The 21,939-nt window shown below is 58.8% G+C and carries 20 protein-coding genes and 1 tRNA gene; 5 read left to right on the top strand and 16 right to left on the bottom strand.

What is annotated here, in order from left to right; genetic code table 11:
- Positions 1 to 9: 9 nt before the first annotated feature.
- Positions 10 to 1,044, bottom strand: a complete 1,035-nt coding sequence (gene glpX, locus ACQQZ8_RS03680; RefSeq protein WP_431711347.1) for a class II fructose-bisphosphatase — start codon at positions 1,042 to 1,044, stop codon at positions 10 to 12.
- Between the two features lie 162 nt (positions 1,045 to 1,206).
- On the opposite strand from glpX, the gene ACQQZ8_RS03675 reads away from it, so the two are divergent.
- Together ACQQZ8_RS03675 and ACQQZ8_RS03670 are read left to right on the top strand one after the other, a co-directional pair.
- Positions 1,207 to 1,863 carry a DUF4245 domain-containing protein gene (locus ACQQZ8_RS03675; protein ID WP_431711346.1) on the top strand — a complete coding sequence of 219 codons (657 nt, stop codon included), beginning with the start codon at positions 1,207 to 1,209 and terminating at the stop codon, positions 1,861 to 1,863.
- A gap of 341 nt (positions 1,864 to 2,204) precedes the next feature.
- Complete coding sequence (locus ACQQZ8_RS03670; RefSeq protein ID WP_431711345.1) at positions 2,205 to 3,617, top strand: class II fumarate hydratase; 1,413 nt, start codon at positions 2,205 to 2,207, stop codon at positions 3,615 to 3,617.
- Between the two features lie 117 nt (positions 3,618 to 3,734).
- Here the strand turns inward: ACQQZ8_RS03670 and ACQQZ8_RS03665 are convergent, their stop codons facing one another.
- Positions 3,735 to 4,205 carry an NUDIX hydrolase gene (locus ACQQZ8_RS03665; protein WP_431711344.1) on the bottom strand — a complete coding sequence of 157 codons (471 nt, stop codon included), beginning with the start codon at positions 4,203 to 4,205 and terminating at the stop codon, positions 3,735 to 3,737.
- 4 nt (positions 4,206 to 4,209) lie between these two features.
- Positions 4,210 to 4,704 (bottom strand): prepilin peptidase, encoded by a 495-nt coding sequence (locus ACQQZ8_RS03660; RefSeq protein ID WP_431711343.1) that lies wholly within the window; start codon positions 4,702 to 4,704, stop codon positions 4,210 to 4,212.
- 83 nt (positions 4,705 to 4,787) lie between these two features.
- Here ACQQZ8_RS03660 and ACQQZ8_RS03655 point away from each other — a divergent pair, with 83 nt between their 5' ends.
- Complete coding sequence (locus ACQQZ8_RS03655) at positions 4,788 to 5,609, top strand: hypothetical protein (protein ID WP_431711342.1); 822 nt, start codon at positions 4,788 to 4,790, stop codon at positions 5,607 to 5,609.
- Here the strand turns inward: ACQQZ8_RS03655 and ACQQZ8_RS03650 are convergent.
- The 5 genes from ACQQZ8_RS03650 to mca all read right to left on the bottom strand — a co-directional run bounded on the left by ACQQZ8_RS03650 (position 5,606) and on the right by mca (position 11,618).
- Positions 5,606 to 6,919 carry a PhoH family protein gene (locus ACQQZ8_RS03650; protein ID WP_431711341.1) on the bottom strand — a complete coding sequence of 438 codons (1,314 nt, stop codon included), beginning with the start codon at positions 6,917 to 6,919 and terminating at the stop codon, positions 5,606 to 5,608. The genes ACQQZ8_RS03655 and ACQQZ8_RS03650 overlap by 4 nt on opposite strands.
- Positions 6,920 to 7,260: 341 nt before the next feature.
- Positions 7,261 to 8,022, bottom strand: a complete 762-nt coding sequence (locus ACQQZ8_RS03645) for an isoprenyl transferase (protein ID WP_431711340.1) — start codon at positions 8,020 to 8,022, stop codon at positions 7,261 to 7,263.
- Between the two features lie 96 nt (positions 8,023 to 8,118).
- Positions 8,119 to 10,254 carry a thioredoxin domain-containing protein gene (locus tag ACQQZ8_RS03640; protein ID WP_431711339.1) on the bottom strand — a complete coding sequence of 712 codons (2,136 nt, stop codon included), beginning with the start codon at positions 10,252 to 10,254 and terminating at the stop codon, positions 8,119 to 8,121.
- 148 nt (positions 10,255 to 10,402) lie between these two features.
- Positions 10,403 to 10,684, bottom strand: coding sequence for a hypothetical protein (locus tag ACQQZ8_RS03635; protein ID WP_431711338.1), 282 nt, complete (start codon positions 10,682 to 10,684; stop codon positions 10,403 to 10,405).
- Positions 10,685 to 10,724: 40 nt separating this feature from the next.
- Positions 10,725 to 11,618 (bottom strand): mycothiol conjugate amidase Mca, encoded by an 894-nt coding sequence (gene mca, locus ACQQZ8_RS03630; protein WP_431712122.1) that lies wholly within the window; start codon positions 11,616 to 11,618, stop codon positions 10,725 to 10,727.
- Between the two features lie 190 nt (positions 11,619 to 11,808).
- Between mca and ACQQZ8_RS03625 the strand changes: the two genes are divergently transcribed.
- Both ACQQZ8_RS03625 and greA read left to right on the top strand, forming a co-directional pair.
- A complete protein-coding gene (locus ACQQZ8_RS03625; RefSeq protein ID WP_431711337.1) occupies positions 11,809 to 12,219 on the top strand; it encodes a DUF4307 domain-containing protein in 411 nt (136 codons plus the stop codon).
- A gap of 311 nt (positions 12,220 to 12,530) precedes the next feature.
- Positions 12,531 to 13,019, top strand: a complete 489-nt coding sequence (gene greA / locus ACQQZ8_RS03620; protein ID WP_431711336.1) for a transcription elongation factor GreA — start codon at positions 12,531 to 12,533, stop codon at positions 13,017 to 13,019.
- A 76-nt stretch (positions 13,020 to 13,095) separates the two neighbouring features.
- On the opposite strand, the gene ilvA is transcribed toward greA, so the two are convergent.
- From ilvA to ACQQZ8_RS03580, 8 genes are all read right to left on the bottom strand, one after another.
- The gene (gene ilvA, locus ACQQZ8_RS03615) at positions 13,096 to 14,367 is read right to left on the bottom strand and encodes a threonine ammonia-lyase (protein WP_431711335.1); all 1,272 of its coding nucleotides are present in this window, start codon (positions 14,365 to 14,367) and stop codon (positions 13,096 to 13,098) included.
- A complete protein-coding gene (locus ACQQZ8_RS03610; protein ID WP_431711334.1) occupies positions 14,364 to 15,695 on the bottom strand; it encodes an AI-2E family transporter in 1,332 nt (443 codons plus the stop codon). The genes ilvA and ACQQZ8_RS03610 overlap by 4 nt, the downstream gene beginning before the upstream one ends.
- 118 nt (positions 15,696 to 15,813) lie before the next feature.
- A complete protein-coding gene (locus tag ACQQZ8_RS03605) occupies positions 15,814 to 16,626 on the bottom strand; it encodes a Bax inhibitor-1/YccA family protein (RefSeq protein WP_431711333.1) in 813 nt (270 codons plus the stop codon).
- A 307-nt stretch (positions 16,627 to 16,933) separates the two neighbouring features.
- Positions 16,934 to 17,018: transfer RNA gene (locus ACQQZ8_RS03600), tRNA-Leu, on the bottom strand.
- Between the two features lie 123 nt (positions 17,019 to 17,141).
- The gene (locus tag ACQQZ8_RS03595) at positions 17,142 to 18,509 is read right to left on the bottom strand and encodes an NAD(P)/FAD-dependent oxidoreductase (protein ID WP_431711332.1); all 1,368 of its coding nucleotides are present in this window, start codon (positions 18,507 to 18,509) and stop codon (positions 17,142 to 17,144) included.
- A gap of 207 nt (positions 18,510 to 18,716) precedes the next feature.
- Positions 18,717 to 20,219, bottom strand: coding sequence for a S8 family serine peptidase (locus tag ACQQZ8_RS03590; RefSeq protein ID WP_431711331.1), 1,503 nt, complete (start codon positions 20,217 to 20,219; stop codon positions 18,717 to 18,719).
- Between the two features lie 40 nt (positions 20,220 to 20,259).
- Positions 20,260 to 21,216 (bottom strand): exopolyphosphatase, encoded by a 957-nt coding sequence (locus ACQQZ8_RS03585; RefSeq protein WP_431711330.1) that lies wholly within the window; start codon positions 21,214 to 21,216, stop codon positions 20,260 to 20,262.
- On the bottom strand, positions 21,216 to 21,905 hold the full coding sequence (locus ACQQZ8_RS03580; protein WP_431711329.1) for a DUF501 domain-containing protein: 690 nt from the start codon (positions 21,903 to 21,905) through the stop codon (positions 21,216 to 21,218). The genes ACQQZ8_RS03585 and ACQQZ8_RS03580 overlap by 1 nt, the downstream gene beginning before the upstream one ends.
- Positions 21,906 to 21,939 lie beyond the last annotated feature (34 nt).

Below are 21,939 nucleotides of genomic sequence, written 5' to 3'. Positions count from 1 at the left end.
ACCGGCTATCTAGCGGGTATAAGCTTCCCACTTGTCCTGCTGGTGCTCACCCTCGACGAAGCGAATGGTGCCGGACTTCGACCGCATCACGATCGACTGGGTGTGAATTCGATTGTTCTTGTAGCGTACTCCGCGCAGCAAATCGCCATCGGTGATACCAGTGGCTGCAAAATAGCAGTTATCCGAGGTCACCAAGTCGTTAGTGGTCAGCACGCGATCAAGATCGTGCCCCGCGGCCAGCGCAGCTTCACGTTCGGCTTCATCGGTGGGCCACAAACGGCCCTGAATCACACCACCTAGGGACTTGATCGCGCAGGCGGTCACAATACCTTCGGGAGTGCCACCGACACCCATTAGAGCGTCCACCCCGGTACCTTCACGGGTGGCAGCAATAGCGGCGGCCACATCGCCATCCATGATCAGCTTCACGCGGGCGCCAGCCTCACGGATTTCGGAAATCAGCTTCTCGTGGCGTGGGCGATCCAACACGGTCACGGTAATCTGGCTCATCTTCTTGCCCTTGGCCTTAGCCATCAGATGTAGGTTCTGCTTCACCGGCAAGCGAAGATCCACAAGTTCCGCGGCCTCCGGACCGGTGACCAGCTTCTCCATGTAGAACACCGCCGATGGATCAAACATGGTGCCGCGGTCGGCAACCGCCAACACGGACAGCGCGTTGTTCAAGCCAAGAGCGGTCAGCCGGGTTCCGTCGATCGGGTCAACGGCGACATCGCATTCCGCGCCTTGCCCGGAACCCACCTTTTCACCATTGAAAAGCATGGGTGCTTCATCTTTTTCACCTTCACCGATGACTACCACGCCGTTGAAGTTCACGGTGGAGAGCAGCCCACGCATGGCATCGACTGCGGCCCCATCGGCGGCGTTCTTGTCACCGAACCCTACCCAAGGCGAGGAAGCAATGGCCGCGGCCTCGGTTGCACGCACCAACTCCAGTGCCAAGTTGCGATCCGGTTCCGCTTCGGAAACCGACAGTCGCGGTGATAGGTGGGTAAAGTTGCTGTTTTCGGTCACGAAAGTTCCCATCGCTTCGGTCGTATGTTCTAGCGCCTATACAAACAGTCTCATCATATCGCTTGTCTTCGTCCGCCACTGAATTCCTGAAGTGTTTCCGCATGGCTTCACAATGTGATGTGCTCTATCGCACGGTGGTTCGATTTGTGCGGCAACATCGGGGAGAATATAGGGGTGCAGTCACCTGAGAATCAACAGCCAGCCTCCGCTTCGGACGCCTCCGTCACTGGTCGTCGTGATATCAACGATCCCAACGCAACTTTTGAGGATCTGCCGTACAAGCCGCAACTCACCAAAAGTCAGGCGAAGCGCGCGAACCAAACCTTCAAGGGAATGGTGCTTTCGCTGCTCTTCACGTTGGCTGCTGTCATTCCCATTTTGCTCCTGAACCCCATCAACAGTGGTGGTGAGAACGAGCGCTCAGTCGATTTAGAGGCCGTGGCTGCACAAGCCGCTCCTGCGGCCGATTTTGAGCCCTGGGCGCCTACCCTCGGCGAAGGCGAGTACGCGAACTTTGCTCGGTGGCAGACCTCCCGGGTTCAGGAAGTCTCTTACTGGGAATTTGGTCTGGTCATGCAGGAGCGCGACTTCGTATGGGTTCGGCAAATATCTAACGCAGAGTTCAACCCCAGCTGGCTGGCGGCGCTAACTGACAATGCAGTGCCTACCGATACTTTAATTCTTGATGGAACCGAGTGGGAACAACGGACCAAGGATGAACAGGTCTACCTGATTTCCGAACGTGAAGATTCCACTCTGGTCCTCTCTAGCGATACCTCCGAAGAACAACTGTTGAGTATCGCCCAAGCTGCACAACAACAGGTCAAATAGTCGTCCGCTGATCTCTGCCGTGGCTCGCACGGAGTTCGCCAGCCATAAAGATTGTGGCCCCGAAAACCTATGCATGGCAGCCAGCCGCCGTTCCCCGGGGTGAGCACGCAGGGCGTGCAGATAATCAGTTGGGTCAAGGGACCTCAGTTGAGAGCTTGGGTTTGAGGTATCACCCAGCTCCTTCCCAGGTGCGACGTCTCGGCTACAGGCATCCAATCGTGTCTTTCATCGGGAAATTTACCCAGCATGAAGCGCGTTAGCTGTTCGCGGCTGACGAATTCGCAGTGATTTTTAGGACATATTATTGTTACCTAATCTCCTTGCGGCGTAGCGTTAGACATATGACTACCAACGATGATTTCCGCATTGAACACGACACGATGGGCGAAGTCCGCGTGCCCAAGCATGCTCTGTACCGTGCTCAGACGCAACGCGCCGTCGAGAATTTCCCGATCTCTGGCAAGCGTCTAGAGGCCGAACATATCAAGGCCCTAGCGCAGGTGAAAAAGGCAGCCGCGCAAGCTAATCAGGCGCTGGGTGTCCTCGATGCGCAACGTGCAGAGGCCATCGTGGTGGCCGCCGATCAGGTAGCCTCCGGCAACTTCGACGAGCACTTTCCCATTGATGTTTTCCAGACCGGTTCTGGCACCAGCTCCAATATGAACACCAATGAGGTCTTGGCCGAGCTGGCCAACCGCCATCTCGCCGCTTCCGGGTCTGACAGCGAAGTCCACCCCAACGATCACGTCAACGCCTCACAGTCCTCCAACGACGTGTTTCCGACCTCCGTCCACGTCGCGGCAACCAGCGCACTGCTGGGCAAGCTCGTCCCCGCCCTAGACGGTCTGGCTGAATCATTGGAAGCCAAGGCCAGCGAGTTCAAGGACATCGTCAAGTCGGGACGTACCCACCTGATGGACGCCACCCCGGTCACTTTGGGGCAGGAATTTGGCGGCTATGCCGCCCAGGTCCGTTACGGAATCGAACGCATTCACGCAGCACTGCCCCGGGTAGCCGAGGTTCCGCTAGGAGGAACCGCGGTAGGTACTGGTATTAATACTCCCGACGGGTTCCCAGAAAAGGTTTTGGAGTTCCTGCGCGAAGACACCGGTTTGCCGATCACCGAGGCGCGGAACCACTTCGAGGCGCAAGCTAACCGTGACGGGTTGGTCGAGGCCTCCGCAGCGCTGCGGACCATCGCGATTTCACTGATGAAGATCAACAATGATCTGCGCTGGATGGGTTCGGGCCCGAACACCGGGTTAGGAGAAATCGCGATTCCTGATCTGCAACCGGGATCTTCGATCATGCCAGGCAAGGTCAATCCGGTGATTTCCGAGGCCGCGATCATGGCTGCAGCTCAGGTCATCGGCAATGACACCACCATCGCCTGGTCCGGAACCAACGGTGCTTTCGAGCTAAACGTCGGCATCCCGGTGATGGCAGCAAACCTGCTGGAGTCCATCCGCTTGTTGAGCAATGTCAGTCAGGTGATGGCCAGCAAGATGATCGACGGAATCACCGCAAATACCGAACGGGCCCGTTTCTTGGCCGAAGCGTCCCCGTCGATTGTGACTCCGCTGAATAAGCTGATCGGCTACGAAAATGCAGCGAAAATCGCCAAGAAGGCCGTGAATGAAAAGCTGACGGTGCGGGAAGCGACCATCGCTCTGGGTTTCGTTGAACGTGGAGAAATTAGTGAAGCACAACTCGATGAGTTGCTCGACGTCTCCACCATGACTGGCAAGCACTAAGCTGCCGCACCTATCGTAGGTGTTCTCTCGCACAGCCCGGGGAGCTGTTCTGCAAAGACAGCTGCCCGGCCGGTGCTGTTTCACTGCCCTATCGGCTGTCGGTTTCACCGCGAAGTCTTAGGTTCCGAAGTAGCCACCGGTCCGGGGTTGCAGGGCCCACCGCAGGGCGCGTTCGTGTAACGGTGGCAGGCTCGGATAATCAGCTAAGGGGAAATAGCGCACTTCCAGGTTTTCTTCGTCGTTGACCTGCGGGGTACGTCGATCGATTTGTCGCGCTCTGAGCACCACATCTAAGTACTGAGCTTGGTCCCCATTGGGGTAGGTTGTCGGGGCGGTGACTCCCACCCCGATGAGATGGGTGACTTCGCATTCGATTCCGGTTTCTTCCCGGACTTCACGGACCGCGGTGTGGGCGGCTTCTTCGCCCGGGTCAATAATCCCTGCTGGCAGTGTCCACAATCCATTATCGGCCCGACGCACCAATAAGACTTGCGCGTCGTGAAGCACCACCACTTTAACCCCCGAGAGCCACAGCGGGTCGGTGCCGATGTGCTGGCGAAGCTTGCTGATGAATTCCGGGGTAGCCATGGTTTCATGTTGTCATAAACAAGGCGAGGCCCGCGCCAAAGATCATGAAGGGGCCGAAGGGGACACGCGAGCGTAAGGTGAGTCTGCGCAGCAACATGCCAATCAGCACCAAGAGGCTGGCGGAAATAAAGGCCACGATCGTGGCGAAAAGTACCGAGCCAAGCGAAAAATATCCGAGGTTCAGCCCGAGCACGGCCGCCAACTTCACATCCCCCATGCCCATCGCCCCACCCCCACAGATACTCAGCAACAAATAGCAGCCACCAAGTATCAGCGAGGCCAGCAAAGCCCACAGCAGCGCCTGATAGTCACTGCGCAGCACACTAACTCCCAGCAACAGGGCCACGGAATATAGCGTCCACGCAAGCACCAAACGGTTAGGCAGACGGTGCCAACGAATATCAGCGATGCTCAGGCTCACCGCAAAGAACGCAAAACCAGCAAGATAGAGCGCTGCAACCACCTGCAGCAGCAGTCCTTGGTGAAACAACTCCATCATGTACCGAGCATAATTAGCGTTTCACCGTTGCGGCAGAGGCGCGGCCCTATTGTGCACGGAGTAGCGCCTCCTACACTGGAAGTATGTATCAGCCTTCCGCCACGCCACAATTCCCCGAAACGGTTCCACCGGATTCCACTGCGCGTCGTCGTTTTCGTGCTTTGGCTCGTTCGGCTCCGTGGCTGAGCACCAGCTTGCGGTTTAGCGTGCACGTTCCCGAGCAACTCGCCCGCCCCGATCTTAACCTGACCTCCGAGCTCACTGTCCTTTTGCGTGGCCGTGAGGCCATCGCCATTTCCTCGGCCGATGAGCAACTGCTCTTTCAGCGTGAGCTGTTCACCGCGGATCGTGGAATGGACTATGTGGCGGCGAGCGCTGCCTCGTGGAAACTGCCAGCCTCGTTGGTAGCCCCGGTATTCAATGATGAACATCTGGTTCACCGGCGACCCGCTATTCAAGGTTTCGGCAATTTGATCCCGCTGCCCTTCCTCGCTGCGATGCTTGATCCGGTGGAACTTGCCGGTGAGGAGCCAGCGGCATTGGATCTGGCTTTCAACCACCCCACGTACATCCACGAACTACGCGAAACCACCGATGCTAACGGTCGAGAGATCATCCAAGCGGTTCTCAGCGCGGGACATAGTTATCGACCCGCGGTACCCGGATTCAGCCTGATACCGGCTGGCGCGCGCGTGCTGGTGACCCTTGATCGACGTACTGGGGTGCTGCTCGAACGTATCGTGCTCAGCGGTACCCGGGCGGCTGACCTTCGGTTGCGGATTTTGGGTCACAACGAGTACTACATCGACTCCTTATTTACCGCCCCCACCCCCACCTTGGTCGACGTGCGTAGCCCGCGCCCGTGGACGCTACGCACCGATCGCGATGCGCAGCGTAAGGATTAATTGGTCCGGGCGTCCAACAGCTCGGTAACCAAAGCTGCGATGGCCGAACGTTCCGAGCGGGTCAGGGTGATGTGGGCGAAGAGCTCATTTCCTTTCAGCTGCTCCACCACTGCGGCGATCCCGTCATGACGTCCCACATGCAAGTTATCGCGCTGCGCCACATCGTGGGTAAGCACCACCTTGGAGTTTTGACCAATGCGGGAAAGCACGGTGAGTAGAACGTTGCGTTCCAAGGATTGTGCCTCGTCAACGATCACGAAGGAATCGTGTAGCGACCGGCCACGAATATGGGTCAGCGGTAACACTTCGAGCATCCCACGTTCCACCACCTCATCAATGGCGTTCTTCGAGGCCACCGACCCGAGGGTGTCAAAGACCGCTTGTGCCCACGGGTTCATCTTTTCGCCCTCTGACCCCGGAAGATAACCCAATTCCTGGCCTCCCACCGCGTAGAGCGGACGAAACACGGTAATCTTACGATGTTCGCGTCGCTCCAACACCGCTTCCATACCGGCACACAACGCCAGCGCGGATTTTCCGGTGCCGGCCCGACCGCCGAGCGAGACGATCCCGACGCTGGGGTCCATCAGGAAGTCTAGGGCGATGCGCTGTTCGGCGCTGCGTCCGTGTAAACCAAAAGCTTCCCGGTCTCCGCGTACCAACCGGATGGAACCATCGGACAGCTTCCGTCCCAGCGCCGAACCGCGGGCCGAGGTAATCACCAAGCCGGTGTTCACCGGGTACTCGGCGGTTTGCGCAGGGGCACTGATTCGTTCGGTTTCGTAGAGCTCGGCCATGGTTTCAGCCTCCAGCTCTAATTCCTCGATCCCGCTCCACCCGGAACCCGCGATGAGTTCATTGCGATACACCTCTGCTTGGACACCCATCGCCGAGGCTTTAATCCGCATCGGCAGGTCCTTGGTCACCAGCGCGACCTCCAACCCTTCATCAAGCAGCGCCTTGGCCACTGCCAGAATGCGGCTATCGTTCTCGGCGCTGCGCATCCCCACCGGGAGCACCGATTGGGCGATGTTATTCAATTCGATCCGTAGTGTGCCACCGCGCTGGCCTACCGGAACCGCCGAACCCAGGCCACCGTGTTCCTGAATCAGGTCATCGAGATTGCGTAGCGCCTGCCGGGCGAAGAACCCCAGTTCGAGGTCTTTACGTTTCTGCTCCAGCTCGGTCACCACGGTCAACGGGATCACCACGGGGTGTTCAGCGAAGTTGAAGATCGCATGTGGGTCGGAGAGCAAGACCGAGGTGTCCAGTACGTAGGTTCGTGGAGTCAGTTCGGTTTGTTCGGCCATGACGATTCACCCGTTCTCGAATTCTGCGTGGGGGCTCTCCCCACGCGCATGTGGGAAAAGCACTCACCAGAGATCCGCTCGAGCCGCGGGTGGGCGGCCCTGTCGTGCGTGCGGGCAACCATCCAGTGTCGAACCTTTCGGTGAGGCGGAACCTGATCGGTTCCTCCTGTGTGCCCACCATAACCCCGCCAACTGCGCTACCGGCTAAACCCAAGGTTGCTTTTTGGTAAACGTGACCGCGCAACCGGGTGTGACTAGACGATTCGACAGTGGTTTGAGGTGAAAGAACGACGTCATGCGGAGGATTTTCATCTCGGTGTGCCGCGTGTTGGCTCAGGAATTTAGGCGCCGAAACGACGTTGCCGGTCGGCATAGTCACGCAGGGCACGCAAGAAATCAACCCGGCGGAAATCCGGCCAGAGCGCTTCGCAGAAGTAAAACTCGGAGTAGGCACTTTGCCAGGTCAGGAAGCCGGACAGACGTTGTTCACCACTGGTGCGGATCACCAAGTCCGGATCCGGTTGACCCTTGGTATACAGGTAGGATTCCAAGGAGCCGACATCCAGATCCGCGGCAATCTCTTCCAGACTTCGCCCCTGCGTAGCCGCGTCGGAAAGTAGAGATTTAACCGCGTCGACGATTTCCCGGCGTCCCCCATAACCAATAGCCACGTTGACGTGTACGCCGTCCCGGTTGGCGGTTTTTTGCTCCAGTTCGGTGAGTTTCTGGCTCAGGTCTTCCGGCAACAGGTCCCGGGCGCCAACCTGTTGCACCGCAACACGGTTGGTTTGCCCTAACTCATCGAGCAGATTGCCGATGATGACCAGCAGGTCACGCAGTTCGGATGCTTCGCGGTTGAGGTTATCGGTGGAAAGCATATACAGGGTTACCACTTTCACCCCCAGCTCATCACACCATTCGAGGAACTCCAGGATCTTCTTGGCGCCTGCTCGGTGGCCGTCTGCGGTGGGACTCCCGGCTAACTTGGCCCAGCGCCGGTTTCCGTCCACCATCACGCCGATATGATGTGGCAATTTATCGCTGGGTAAGGAACGGGCCAACCGTCGCTCGTACACGCGGTAGGCAAGAGAAAGTAGCCCCACCTGTTCCTCCTCCACTAGATCTCGAGCGAAAACGCACTCCAACCCTAATTTACCGTCTGGAACTGACAGTGGCGCGCACATCGGCGTGCAGGGTGTTTATGTCGCCCACTGCGGCCGGTCGCCACGCAAAATGGAGAGCAGCTGCGCCGGCTCGGTGACCGGTGCCTGACAGCTGGTATCCCGACAGGGGTAGATCCGCAAACTTCCATCCGGATGGGCACTATGCTCGGCCCCGGGGCTTCCGACTGCAAGCCCTAAAACGCCAGCTAAGCTGCGCCACGTACCCAGCTGCGGCGCTTGGGGATCTGAAGGTCGCAGATATTGCACCGGGGACTCATGAAGCGCCCAAACTTCCAGTGCCCCGGCGGCAGCGGTCGGAAATTTTCCGGCCAGCAGTTGTGCATGAGATACCAGCGACGCGGCCCGATCCAGGTAACTCTGCGCACGCTCGATATTGTCATCGTGGCTCAGTAAGTCCAGTGCGCGCACGCTCAAAGCTCTGGCCAGCAAGGAACCGGCAGCCGGAATAGCATCATCAAGCAGGTTCGCCGCCGGCTGCTCGCCGCGTTGGGCGTGCAGCACGGGATCGAGTTCCACCATGTCGCGCGCTAATCCCTGAGTGTCGACGAAGTTCAGGGCTCCGTCTAGGAGTTGCTGTGCTCGCTCGCTCCACACCCCGGCGTCATCAGTCCCGGCCAAGGCTAAAAACCCGAGGCTCAGCCCCGCATAGTCTTCCAAGGTTCCTTGGTTGGAGTGATCCGCTTGACCGGCTAAGCTGGTGCGCGCTAACTGTGCCGTGTCACCATCAAAATGCTGCGTCCACAGGTAGTTAGCCACCGTTTCGGCCAGCTGCCGATATTCGGGACGGTTCATGATCTGCGCGGCATGTACTAAAGCCTCAACCGCGAGCCCGTTCCAGCCGGCAACCACCTTTTCATCGCGTTGCGGAACGGAGCGCTGTGCGCTCAAGCCGCGCGCGGCATCCAAGAGCGCATCCCATGCTGGCCATTCGGTGGCCTGTGGCATCCGTGCGAGCGACAAGCAGTAGTGTCCAGGGTCATCGGCCACCTCCACCCAACGGATCAAGCCCTGCGGCAGGGGCTGGCCCAGCTCGCTCAGGAGCCATTGCCGTTGCGCATCGCTAAAGGTGTAGTAGGCGCCTTCGGCAGTACCGTTACCACGAACCGAATCCGCATCCAGGGAGGCGGCAAAAGCCCCGGGCAGCCCGTGACCGCTTCCGGTGAACATATGCGTGTCCAGCCATTGCACGATGCCGCGGGTGGCTCGCTCGGCGGCTCTGGCCAGATCTGTGGCGCGCTGCTGCAGGGCAGGGTCACTGAATTGGCCGACTACTTCGGTGCACACCGCATAGGCGCTAGTGAGCATCCGCAGCAGTTGCGCATTGTCGTAAAGCATTTTTTCAAAGTGCGGTACCGCCCACGCTTCGTCCACGCAATAGCGGGCGAAACCGCCGCGCAGGTGATCCTGCAACCCGCCAAGCAGCAGCGCCTCGGTGGTGGTACAGGCTGCTTCGAAGAGCTCTCTGGGATCCGCGGAGGTGAGCACTCGCTGCCAGATGACCGTGAGCGACTGGGTGGGCGGGAATTTTGGCGCGGGAGTGAACCCGCCGGTGGGCTGTGTATTTTGAATCCAGTTCGTTTCCGCTGCTGCTAAGGCATCGGTCTGTGTGGCTTGTTGGCTGGTGAACCCAGCCAGCTGATGGTGCCCACTACTCAGTTGTGCCAGATGTGCGGCGAGCGCCGCGGCCTGCTGCTGGACTGCTTCACGGCGTTGGGTGTAAGCCTCATGCACCGCGCTGAGTACCTGAGTGAACGATGGCATTTTGCCGCGCGGGGTGGCCGGATAGTAGGTTCCGGTGTGGAAGGCCCGACCATCGGGCAGGGTGAACACCGTCATCGGCCACCCGCCGGCCCCGGTCATGGCTTGGGTGGCCAGCATATAGGTGTCGTCCACCAGCGGGTGTTCCTCTCGGTCCACCTTGATCGCGATGAAATGCTCATTGATGAATTCGGCGACGTGTGGATCGTCAAAGGATTCGTGGCTCATCACATGGCACCAATGGCAGGCGGCATAGCCGATGGAAATCAGTACGGGCTTGTCTTGTTCTTCGGCTGCCGCAAATGGTCGCGCGGAATACGGCCACCAATCCACCTCCTGGTGTTGGTGTTGCCGCAAATACAGGCTAGAAGTGTTCGCAAGTCGTTGAGCCACATGGCCATGCTAGCCGCTTCCGGGTACGTTTCTCCGAAAATTCCTGGGTTCTCAGCCTGTTCCTATCCTGATAACGCAAACCCCCGCCACGGATCGTCGTGATCCGGTGACGGGGGTTTGCGTTGGATATCGAAAGAAGTGAACCGACTTAGTTTTCGCGGGTCTTCGGGTCGACTTCGGTTGTTGGTTCTTCGAGTGGACGGTTCTGCCCACGCGTCACCAAACGCTCCTGACGAGCCTCGGCTTCGGAGGTGTAACGCACCCGACGTACCCGACGTACCATGTCGCGGATCAGGAAGATCCCGGCAATCACCAGCAACGCGGTGAAAACGAAGCCCAAGAAACCGGGGCCGGACTGGCTGACCGGATTGTAGCTAGAGGTTGACTCGTTGACCGGTGCACTGGCCAAGAGTAGGTAAAGGTGGTTCACGGTGTAGTACAACTCTTTTCTGGAACTTTGTCGCCTAGTACTATCTTAGTCCGGCAAAGAGGTCGGTTTCGGGTAGTTCGGTGGAAACTTTGGAGGTAATCAAGGTGTAGTCCTCCCACGGCCAATGTTCGGCGTAGATGTGCTCGGGTACCGCGAAAAAGAAACCCTCCGGGTCGATCTGCGTACGGTGTGCCAAAAGAGCCTGATCACGCTTGGTAAATTGATCGGCACAGTACACCTGAGTGGTGGTTGTGTGCGGCGAAACCCAGCTGAACATCTGGTCGTCTTGGTCTTCTTCCCAACGTTGCACCCGCTCGGTGTACGGGGATTCGTATCCGGCGTCGAGCATTGCATAATGCAAGGAGCGGAAACGGTCCGGTGCGAATGCCCGGTCGTAATACAGCTTACGTACTTCCCAGCTCTCCCCCAGATGCGGGTACATCTTCGGATTGGCGGCGTGTTCGAAGGCGAACAACGAAACCTTGTGCGTTTGGATATGATCCGGGTGAGGGTAACCGCCATTTTCGTCGTAGGTGGTAATCACGTGCGGACGGAATTCGCGAATGAGCTTAATCAGCCCGGCCGCGGCAACTTCAACCGGTTGCGCGGCGAAGGCGCCAAAGGGTAGCTCCGGAAGCGGGTCCCCTTCGGGCAGTCCGGAGTCAACGTAACCCAGCCAACGGTGCTGGATGCCCAAGATCTTCGCGGCCTCGGCCATTTCGCCACGGCGCACCCCGGGCAGGTCACGGTGCGCGTGAGCCAATTCACCGGCTGCCGCGTTGAGAATGTCGCCGCGTTCACCGCCGGTGCAGGTCACCACCATCACCTCGGCCCCAGCTTCCACATAGGCGGCCATGGTCGCCGCACCCTTGGAGGACTCATCATCCGGATGCGCATGGATCGCTAGCAGTCGCAGCCCCTGAGATGGCGGCATTTTTTTCACGTTGTGAATCTCCACTAAGCTCTTCCTTTTGAATTCGCTACAAGCCGGTGCAGTCTATGCTGCTTTCGCTACCCTCAATGACAACTCTCACCTTGGGCCGAATATTCCTTTGTCCCCTTTGGGGACTAGACTGGTTGGTGGCTCCCCGTCATTTCAGCAGAGAGTAGCAAGAGGCACCTTTATGTCTGATCCCAGCTTAATGGGTCGTTACCATACGCCCAAGAAACGGCTCAACCGAAAGACGCGTAACTGGCTTATCGCTGGTGCTTTAGCGGTGGGTGTGGCCGGCGCCGGGTACATCGGACTGAATAATTTCTCGCAGATCTCCGCCAACGATGTGGGCTTCCGGATCACTTCGGACACCGAGGCGGTAGCCAGCATCGAGGTTTCCTACAACACCAAGGACCGCATTCAATGTGATGTGCGGGCGATGAATGATAGCTACGCCATCGTGGGCTTTAAGTCTTTAGTCTTTGAGGCCGAAGAAAATCCACGCCATGTCCGGGTGAATCTAGACGTGCCACTGCGCACCGAGAATCTAGCGACCACCGCCGGCATCGAAGAATGCTACACGGTTCCACACGAGTTCTAAGCCGGTAATAATTCCGGTTAATTTCACCCACAGCGATCGGCGCATTGGGTATTTTGGACGTTGGCGACTATTATCGATGAAAGTACGTTTTGCCCCGCAACGGCTCAGTGATTGAATCAGCGCGATTCATTCATTGCTCCTGCGGGGTCTTTTGCTTATTAGATGCCGTAGGTGTCGAGCCCGGCACAAACCGTAAGAAAACTGACTTCGTCGCAGGCACACCACCATGGTGCATGTGTTCGTGAGCTCCTCCGTGAGGGGGCTGGCTCCTGACGCGACGAAGTCTTTCAATTACCGTAAGGGAGTACAACGTGAGCACCAACGAACCTGCAGTGTGGCTGACTCAGGAAGCCTACGATCGGCTGAAAGAGGAGCTGACCTTCCTGTCCGGCCCGGGACGTGCTGAGATCGTAGCCCGTATTGAGCAGGCCCGGTCCGAAGGTGATCTAAAGGAGAACGGCGGCTACCACGCCGCACGTGAAGAGCAGGGCAAGGCCGAGGGGCGCATCGTATACCTGACGGATCTGCTGCGCCGCGCGCACGTGGGTGAGGCCCCTGCCGATGATGGCGTGGTGGAACCAGGCATGCTGGTGGTTGCCAAGATTGCTGGCGATGAGACCACTTTCCTCTTCGGTAGCCGCGAAGTAGCCGGAGACTCGGATCTTGAGGTCTACTCCGAGCAGTCCCCTATTGGCAACGCCGTCAATGGCGCGAAGGTCGGCGACAAGCTGAGCTACGTGGCCCCCAACGGCCGCGACATCTCGGTGGAGATTATCTCCGCGAAGCCGTACTCCATGTAATTTTCTAACTTAAACATCAAGTCCCGGTGCCGCATCATGATGCGGCACCGGGACTTGGTGTTTAACCGTTCAAATTTTAGGCCACCGAACCTCCGGCGGAGCTGGTAATGACCGGTTCAAAACCTTCGGCACGCAAATTGTTCAGCACCATTTCCGAATGCGCATGGCCACGAGTTTCCATATCTACGGTGATTGCCACATCGCCCATCGACAGCGCCCCACCGATGCGGGTGTGGTCCAGCCGCGTCACGTTGGCATCGGATTCGGCGATGATACGAGAAATACTGGCCAACGCACCAGGCCGGTCCGGAAGCATCATCCGAATGGTGAGGTAACGGCCGGCCGCGGCCAGACCCCGCTGAATCACCTTGAGCATTAACAGTGGGTCGATATTTCCGCCGGAGAGAATCACCGCGCAGTTCTTCGATTCGATCCCGTGGACTTCCAATAGGTTTTCCATCAGTGCGGCTACACCCACCGCACCGGCCGGTTCCACCACCAACTTATTGCGCTCTAACATCAGTACCAAGGCTTGCGCTAACGCATCTTCGGAAACTGTAACCACGTCATCGACCAAGGTCTTAATGATCTGGAACGGCAACTGACCGGGCAAACCCACCGCAATACCGTCGGCGATGGTGTGCACGGTATCCAAGGGCACCAGAGCATCCGCGGCCAACGACGGCGGGTAGGCGGCAGCGTTCTCGGCTTGAACACCGATCACTTTGATATCCCGACCCAACTGCTCCGCCTTGGCTTTCAGTGCGACCGCCACACCGGCCAGCAACCCGCCGCCACCCACACCCATCAGCACGGTGTCCACTTCGGGTAGCTGTTCGAGCAATTCCAGCCCGATGGTGCCCTGCCCGGCGATGATATCCGGATGGTCGAAAGGGTGCACGAACACCGCACCGGTTTCTTCAGCGTAATGTTGCGCCTCGGCCAGGGCCTCATCCACCGTGTTTCCGTGCAGGATCACTTCGGCCCCATGGTCACGGGTGGCGGTGAGCTTGGGCAGAGCCACACCGACTGGCATATAAATGCGGGCGCGGATCCCCAGCTGCGAGGCCGCCTGAGCCACACCCTGAGCGTGGTTACCGGCCGAGGCAGCAACGACACCACGGGCTCTTTCTTCGGCGCTGAGCTTACTCATGCGCACATAGGCGCCACGAACTTTGAAAGACCCGGCACGTTGGAGGTTTTCACATTTGAGGAACACCTCGGATCCCACCTGCCGCGAAAGCACGCGGGAATGTTCCACCGGAGTGAGCGAAATAATCGGTTCCAGCAGCTCGCGGGCTGCTTCAATATCCGCCAGAGTCACGGGTAGGTGTTCGGTTTTGCTCACGGTTGGTCCTCGTTTGGTTTGGATTCTTCCCCGCTGGCCGGCGGTGTGGAGGCCGTCGGGGCGAAATCTGCGGTGGGTGTTGGTCGGTGAACCGTGGCGGGTGTGCCGCGTGCTGGTTCCCGGAATCGTGGGCCACGGTCTTGTTTGCCGTAGCGTTCAAAAACGAAGGGGTCTTGCTCCCATGCCCGATGGGCCAGGTATTTCACCACGGAGTTCAATACCGCCAGAATCGGTACTGCGAACAGGGCTCCGGCAATGCCTGCAACCATGGTGCCTCCGGCCACCGCCATCACCACGGCCAGTGGGTGCAGGCTGACGGCCTTGCCCATCACCAGCGGTTGCAGAATGTTGGATTCGGCTTGTTGCACTACCAGCACCACGGCCAGCATGATCAGCGCGTTCACCCAGCCGTTGGCAACTAGTGCCAAGAGCACGGCTAGTGCCCCGGTGACCAACGCGCCAAGAATCGGGATGAAGGAGCCAAGGAAGACCAGCACACCCAACGGCAGTGCTAAGGGCACACCGAGGAAAAAAGCTCCGATGCCGATGCCCACGGCATCGATGAATGCGACCAGCACCTGTACGCGAACGTAACGGATCATCGAGTTCCAGCCGCGGGTCGCGGCTCCGTCCATCGCTGGGCGGGCGCGGCGGGGCAGCAAGTTCACCAGGAAGGTGCCGATCCGTCGGCCATCAAGCAGCAAGAAAATGAGGGCGAACAACGCCAGCAGCACCCCGGTCAGGAATTGACCCAGATAGGATCCCCAGCTCAGGGCCTCACCGAGGATATTTGAGGCGTTCGAACGCAACTGCAATAACGTGTCGTTGATGACGCTGGCCACATCGTCGTTGCTCAGCTGTAGCGGGCCGTTGAAGAGCCAGTCCTGCACCTGATAGATGCCAATGACTACTTGGTTCCACAGGGCGCTAAACCCGGCTCCCAGCCGCTGCCCCACCATGGTCAGCCCGCTGACGACCACCGCCAAGAATCCGATGACCGTGATCCCGACGGCTAGGCCGCGCGGAACGTTGAGTTTTCCATGCAGGAGCTCTACCAACGGACCGAGCAGGCCGGTGAGGAGTGCGGCAATCATCAGTGGGATCAGAAGCAGCGAAATCTTGGACAGTAGCCAGATGGCCACACCCACGGCGATGATGATGACTAAGAACCGCCAAGCCCAGGAGGCGGCAATACGCACCGCGTAGGGCAAGTCTTCGCTTTGTTCGAAGGGGACAGGATTCGGTTCGATATCCTCCAGCTGCGCGACAGGCCTCGTCGGCGGGCTAACGCTCAGCCTGCGAACCCACGAAAACCTCCTGCTCTTCATGGCTCTAAGCTACCCTTTCGCTTCCTGTGACGTGTGATCTATGAACCTATTGTGACAAAAAACCGGAAGCGGTATCCAAATTAGATACTGCTTCCGGTTTTGTCGTTCAATATGATTATTACTGTTCCCGCAGGATAGACAGAATGCGCAGGATCTCGACGTACATCCAGATTAGGGTCATCGTCAGACCAAAGGCACCGCGCCAAGCCATAATGGCTGGTGCGCCACGGTTAGACAGATCCTCGATCATGGTGAAGTCCGAGACCAGAGCGTAAGTAGCCAGAAGTACGGCCAGCACGCCGATGATCAGACCCAGCATGCCGCCACCGGCACTGCGCAGACCGAACATGCCGTCGACGGCGCCGGTGAGCATCAATACAAAGTTCAACAGCGAGAAAACGATCATGCCGATCATGGCCACGAAGAACATCTTGTTCAGCTTTGGGGTCATCCGGTACTTGCCCGAACGGTACAGCGCCAGCGTCGTACCAGCCACGGCCAGCGAGGCGACCAGCGCCTGAATGGCCACGCCTTCGTAGAGCGAGTTCAGGAACATCGACAGGCCGCCGAGGAAAGCACCCTGAGCCAAGGCGTATGCAAGGATCAGCGGTGGCGACGGCTGCTTCTTGAAAGCATTCACCAGACCAAGAACCAAACCGACGATCGCGCCTGGCAGCATCAGTGCTGGCATCATCCAACCCAAGGCGGCACCCACGGCAACCAAAGCCAAGGTGACGATGGTCTTGTTAATGGTGTCGCCAATGGTCATGCGGCCGGTGTCTGCACCGGTGGCTGCGGGCTGCTGGTACATGTCTTCCAGCTGGCCAGCGCTCATCTGCGGTGCGTTGTGGAAGCCCACAGGATTCTGGGACTTCTGTGTTCCCCAGGTCTGTGCCTGGTTCTTGGAGTCGAAGATCGGGTTTCCGTTCAAGGTCTATTCCCCTCATAAGGTCAATGTGTAAAGCACATATGCGGTGTGGCCTCAGGTACTTAGTTAAAGCCTACGGTAATTTTGCTCCGAGTGACTCATCAGATGGGATGAGATCCCTCCTCCGGCAGCTTAAAACGACCCAAAACAGCGAATACGAATCAAAATCTCAGAACTTTCACAGCCTGCAGCTAGGGCAGTCATTGCTCCGGCCACATGCGGCAACCCTGTCGGCAATTACTGCTTTCGGATTTCAGACAGCACAATGGCCGCTTAGCAGAACGCGATGTTTTGCTAAGCGGCCATTATTTGGTGCCCCCAGTGGGACTCGAACCCACAAGCCTTTCGGCAGCTGATTTTAAGTCAGCCGTGTATGCCAATTCCACCATGGGGGCTAGCAAGAAAATCCTACGCGATGATTTGCCATTTCAGGAAATCAGGACGGCCGCCGTGACGGATTCTGGACCGGCACTTGGCAGTACCGGTCCAGAAACTGGTCAATCATCGTCTTGCTAGGACTACTTCTTTGGTGCTGCCGATTCCTCGAAGGCCTTACGTGGATTGTCCAGGTTGTTCAGCTGCAATGAGTCGCGCGTGAAGAACCAAGCAACCATCCAGTCGCCCAGCACACGGAACCTACGTTCGAAGGTCGGCATGGCCATCCCGTGGTAGCCGCGGTGCGCCATCCACGCCAACCAGCCCTTAAGCTTGATCGACTTGATGCGCGCCACACCCTTGTTACGGCCGAAACCAGCAACTGCCCCGATGTTCGCGTGCTTGTAGTCCTTGATCCGACCCACCCCGTAACGGCTGGCGAATAGGTTCTTCGCCAGCAGTTTGGCCTGACGCACTGCGTGCTGGGCGTTCGGCACACAGGTGCCATCGGGCAGGCCGCCGGTGACGTCGGGAACTGCCGAGATATCGCCAGCGGCCCAGGCGCCGTCCAGGGCTTCGCCATTTGCGTCCTTGATCCGCAGATCGGTGCGAGTCTCGATGCGGCCGCGCTGTTCGATCTGGAAGTCGGTGGAACGAACCATGGGGTTAGCCATTACGCCGGCGCACCAGATCAGGGTGTCCGATTCAAAGGTTTCAGCTGGGGACTTATCAGCCATGTTGATCAGCTGCAGGGTGCCGCCGGTAGCGTCGGCCAAGGAGGTGTTCAACAGCACCTCGATGCCCCGGCTGCGCAGGTGATCCACAACCCAGAGGGCTTGGTCTTCGGTCACTTCTGGCATGATCCGACCCATAGCTTCAACCAGAACAAAGCGGGCTTCGTCCTCATTGATGCGGTCGTTCAGCGCAATGGCGTGACGTGCCATATCTTCAATTTCGGTAATCGTCTCAATACCGGCAAAGCCGCCACCTACCACGACGAAAGTCAGCGCACGCTTGCGCGCGGCCGGGTCGGTCATGTTCGAGGCGGATTCGATGCGCTCGGCAACTTGGTTGCGCAGCGCGTTGGCTTCTTCAATGGTCTTCAGGCCGATGCCGACCTCGGCCAAGCCTGGAATTGGGAAGGTACGGGTGACCGAACCGGCGCTCATCACCACATCGGTGTATTCCAGCTCGAAGCTCTCACCGTTTACCGGCTCGATCTTCGCGGTCTTCTTCGCATGGTCAATCCCGGTCACTCGGCCGTTGATCAGCTCGGAGTGCTTCAGGTGCTGTCGGTGGGAGACCACGATATGACGTGGTTCAATCTGTCCACCGGCGACTTCGGGCAGGAATGGCAGGTAGGTCATATACGGGTTCGGATCGACCACGGTCACAATGCCACCGTTGGCCTTGACCTTCTTCTGCAGCTTCATGGCAACGTACAGTCCGACGTAGCCACCGCCTACAACGAGGATGCGGGGACGCTTTTGCGCGCTTTCGATGATTGACATATGGCCGATTCTACGCGGAAAATCCAAGTTAGTGAAAACATTCACTAACTTTTTTCCGGGCCTGAGCCGCACATCGATCAGCGATCGGCGTATTTATTGATATCTGGCGGATTGACGCGGAATTTGGGTGGCGAATTTCACCGTTTCAGCCTCGCACAAACAGCTGCCGAGCAGTGTGCAGCCTAGGGATAGTGAACCTACCTCGGGTTACTCGGGCAGGTCGTCGAACAGGTCCCGATCTCCGGTACGCGAAGGAACCTTCAGGTCACTAATGGCAGCTCCGTCGATCTGTTGCGATCGTAGGTACTTGCGCTGGGCTCGGTAAACCTGCCAGCCGCCCACGCAAAGAACTAGAAACAGGACGGACACGCCACCGATGACGACCACCGGTTGCAGTGCCGGGGTACGGTCATCCTGACGGACCGGTTCCGGGGCGGCAACCTGCTTCAGATCGGACTTCTCCATCGAAATCCCCGGGTCTTTCAGGTCATCATCGGTTTGCGAGGTACTACGCCGATGAATCCGAATCCATTCGGTAATGGTTCCCAACGGGTTGGCTTCGGCCAGCGGAACCTGCGCATTCAACGCGGCGTTGGCATCAAGAATGCCATAGCCGTAGAGGTTATCAACCCCGGGATTGCCCGCATCTTTGGCGGTCTGCAAAATCCGGTTAATCACCTGCGGAGCCTTCATCTCAGGGTACTTGGCACGGATCATGGCCGCGACCCCGGAGACAAGTGGGGCCGCACCGGACGTGCCGGACCAGCGTGCATAATCACCGCCGGGCATGCCACCGACCAACGGTTCGGCCGGAGCCGCCACCCCGATGGAAATTCCTTCGGTGGAAGAATCCGTAGAGGCCTTACCTGCTTCATCGACCCCTGCCACGGTGAGCACACCGGGGATGGTGGCCGGAGCACCAACCTGTGTCATCCCACCGGAGCGGTTGCCCGCCGCAGCAACGATGACGACGTCACGCTCTTCGGCGTACTTAAACGCCGCATCCCAGCTCTCTGGCCAGGCTGGAGAGGTGGAACCCAGAGACATGTTGATGACTCGAGCCCCATTGTCCACCGCCCAACGCACTGCTTGGGGGATTTGTTCCTCCACCGGGATACCGGCGGGGTTTTGTCCTCCCATCCAGAGTGAGACCGAGAGTATTTCGGCTTCCGGAGCAACACCTAGTACCCCGTCATTCCCGGATCCCAGCTGTGGGACAGGCTCGTATTGCGGTTCCTCCGGAACGCTCTCGTCCTCCTTTTCGGCCTCTTCTTTGGCCTTCTCCCAAGCGTTCTTAAGCTTCTCGTTTTCGGCCTCGATCCGACGGATCTCCTGACCGTTATTGCCACGTCCGGCCAAGAGCGTCGCCACCAAGGTGCCATGTTCACTGCTGGCACCGATCGGCTTAGCACCACCAGCGGCTCCCGCGCCGGAGACATCGGTCCCTCCAACAATCGCGCCGCGTAAATCCGGGTGCGAGGAATCGATGCCAGTGTCGATGACCGCAACCTTCACACCCTTGCCCTTGCTGCTTTGCTGGGCTTGGTGGATTCCTAGGGAGTCCAGCCAGTACTGCGCGTCGCGGATGCTGTCGGCGCGGGCTGCCGGGGCCAACAGCAGATTGCTTCCCAGCGCCAGGACTACGCTCATCGTCAGGGCCAGCACCAGCAACACGTAGCGTGGGATTCCAGTGATGCTACGTGGAGTCATCTACTCCTCCTCGGACCTAGTTTCAGGGTCGGCGTTGCCATTAGTTGCGCTGCGCGGCGGCCACCGACAACGCAATTCCATCGAGAATATCGTGTTCGGAGACGCGGAGCCTATTCACTTCGCGCTCTGTGACCCTTTCGAGGTAGTGGGTAATGCGTTGGACTATCAGGGCGCCAGCGGCGATCACATCCACGCGTCCGGGGTGCATGAACCCGAGTTGAGCTCGATGTTCGCGGCTCATGGTCGTGATTACCTCGCAGGCCCGACGTAGTTCTTCGAAGCTTAAGGCTGTCCCATGGATGACATCGGACTGGTAACTACTTAGTCCCAGTGCCTGGGCGGCGAGAGTCGTGATCGTTCCGGCCACCCCCACTACATCGCGGAGTTGCCGCAAGTTCAGCAGATCCAGTTGTGCTAATTGACTGTCGATGAAGTCGGCGGCGCGGTGCAGCGTTGCGCTATCGGGTTCTCCGGCGGCAAAGAAACGTTCGGTGATGCGAACGCAACCCATGTCGATGCTCAGGGCCTGACGTGGGGTGTTTCCGGATCCCACCACGAATTCGGTTGAGCCACCACCCAGATCGATGACCAATCGTTCGCTGCCCGATTCCTGTGGAAGAATCCCCGTGGCACCAGCGAAGGATAGTTGGGCTTCTTCCTGCCCACTAATCACTTCCGGACGTACTCCCAGGATCTCGGTGACAGTATCCAAAAACTCTTCGCGGTTGGCCGCGTCCCGCGTGGCCGAGGTGGCTACAAAACGGGTTGCGCTCACCCCGTGTTGCTCGATCAGCTGCGCATACTCGCGCACCGCCGCATAGGTTCGCTCCAGTGCGGCCTGAGCGAACTGACCGGTGGCATCCACTCCCTGTCCGAGCCGAACGATTTGCATCCTGCGTTCCCGATCGACGAGGCGCACCCCGCTACCGGGGTTCTGCACATCGGCGATCAGCAGTCGGATGGAGTTCGTTCCGCAGTCGATCCCGGCAACCGCCACTAGTTTGCAGCCTCTTCGTCAGCCGCCGCGGCCCGCTTCCGAGCGCGTTCGGCTCGTTTTAGTTCCGGATCTATCCGTTCTTGGGTTTTCACATGGCGTGAGCGGTCATTGCTCGGTGCTGCACCGGCAGTGTCCCAGGCTCCGGGGCAAGCGCACTGATCCTTGCTCCACCACTGGCTGATCGCTTCCAACGCTTCATCGCCCAGCGGGTTCACTCCCGGTCCGGCAGCTAGAGAATGCCCGACCAACACGTGCAGACACTTCACTCGGGTCGGCATCCCGCCGGCGGACACCCCGTCGATTTCTGGGACCTCGCCGGTACCCGAACGCTGCCCGATGGCCTGGCGGTTAGCCAAGTAGGATTCGTGCGCTTCACGGTAGGCCGAGGCTAATTCGGCATCGTCGGCCAAACGCTCATTCATCGAGTTCATCTCGCCGGCGGCTTCCAACCGGGAGACCGCCGCGGTAATTACCGGGTGGGTGAGGTAGTAAGTAGTGGGAAACGGAATTCCCGAAGAAAGTCGCGGCGCGGTAGTTGCCACCAACGGGTTGCCGCACACACAGCGGGCACCGATCTCCACCACATCGCGCACCGGACGATTCAACTGGCGCGATAAAGTGTCTAGATCTTGTTCGCTGGGGGTGCGTCCGGTCGCGTCTAGGGCTTCGTGAATACGCTGGTCAGTCATGGTGTACAGGCTCTCCGCTGGGGTCAGGGGTGGA

The sequence above is a fragment of the Glutamicibacter uratoxydans genome, from assembly GCF_050753455.1.
GTDB classification, from domain to species: domain Bacteria; phylum Actinomycetota; class Actinomycetes; order Actinomycetales; family Micrococcaceae; genus Glutamicibacter; species Glutamicibacter uratoxydans_A.
Note: the sequence above shows the minus strand (reverse complement) of the source record. Positions and strands in the feature narration are given on the sequence as shown.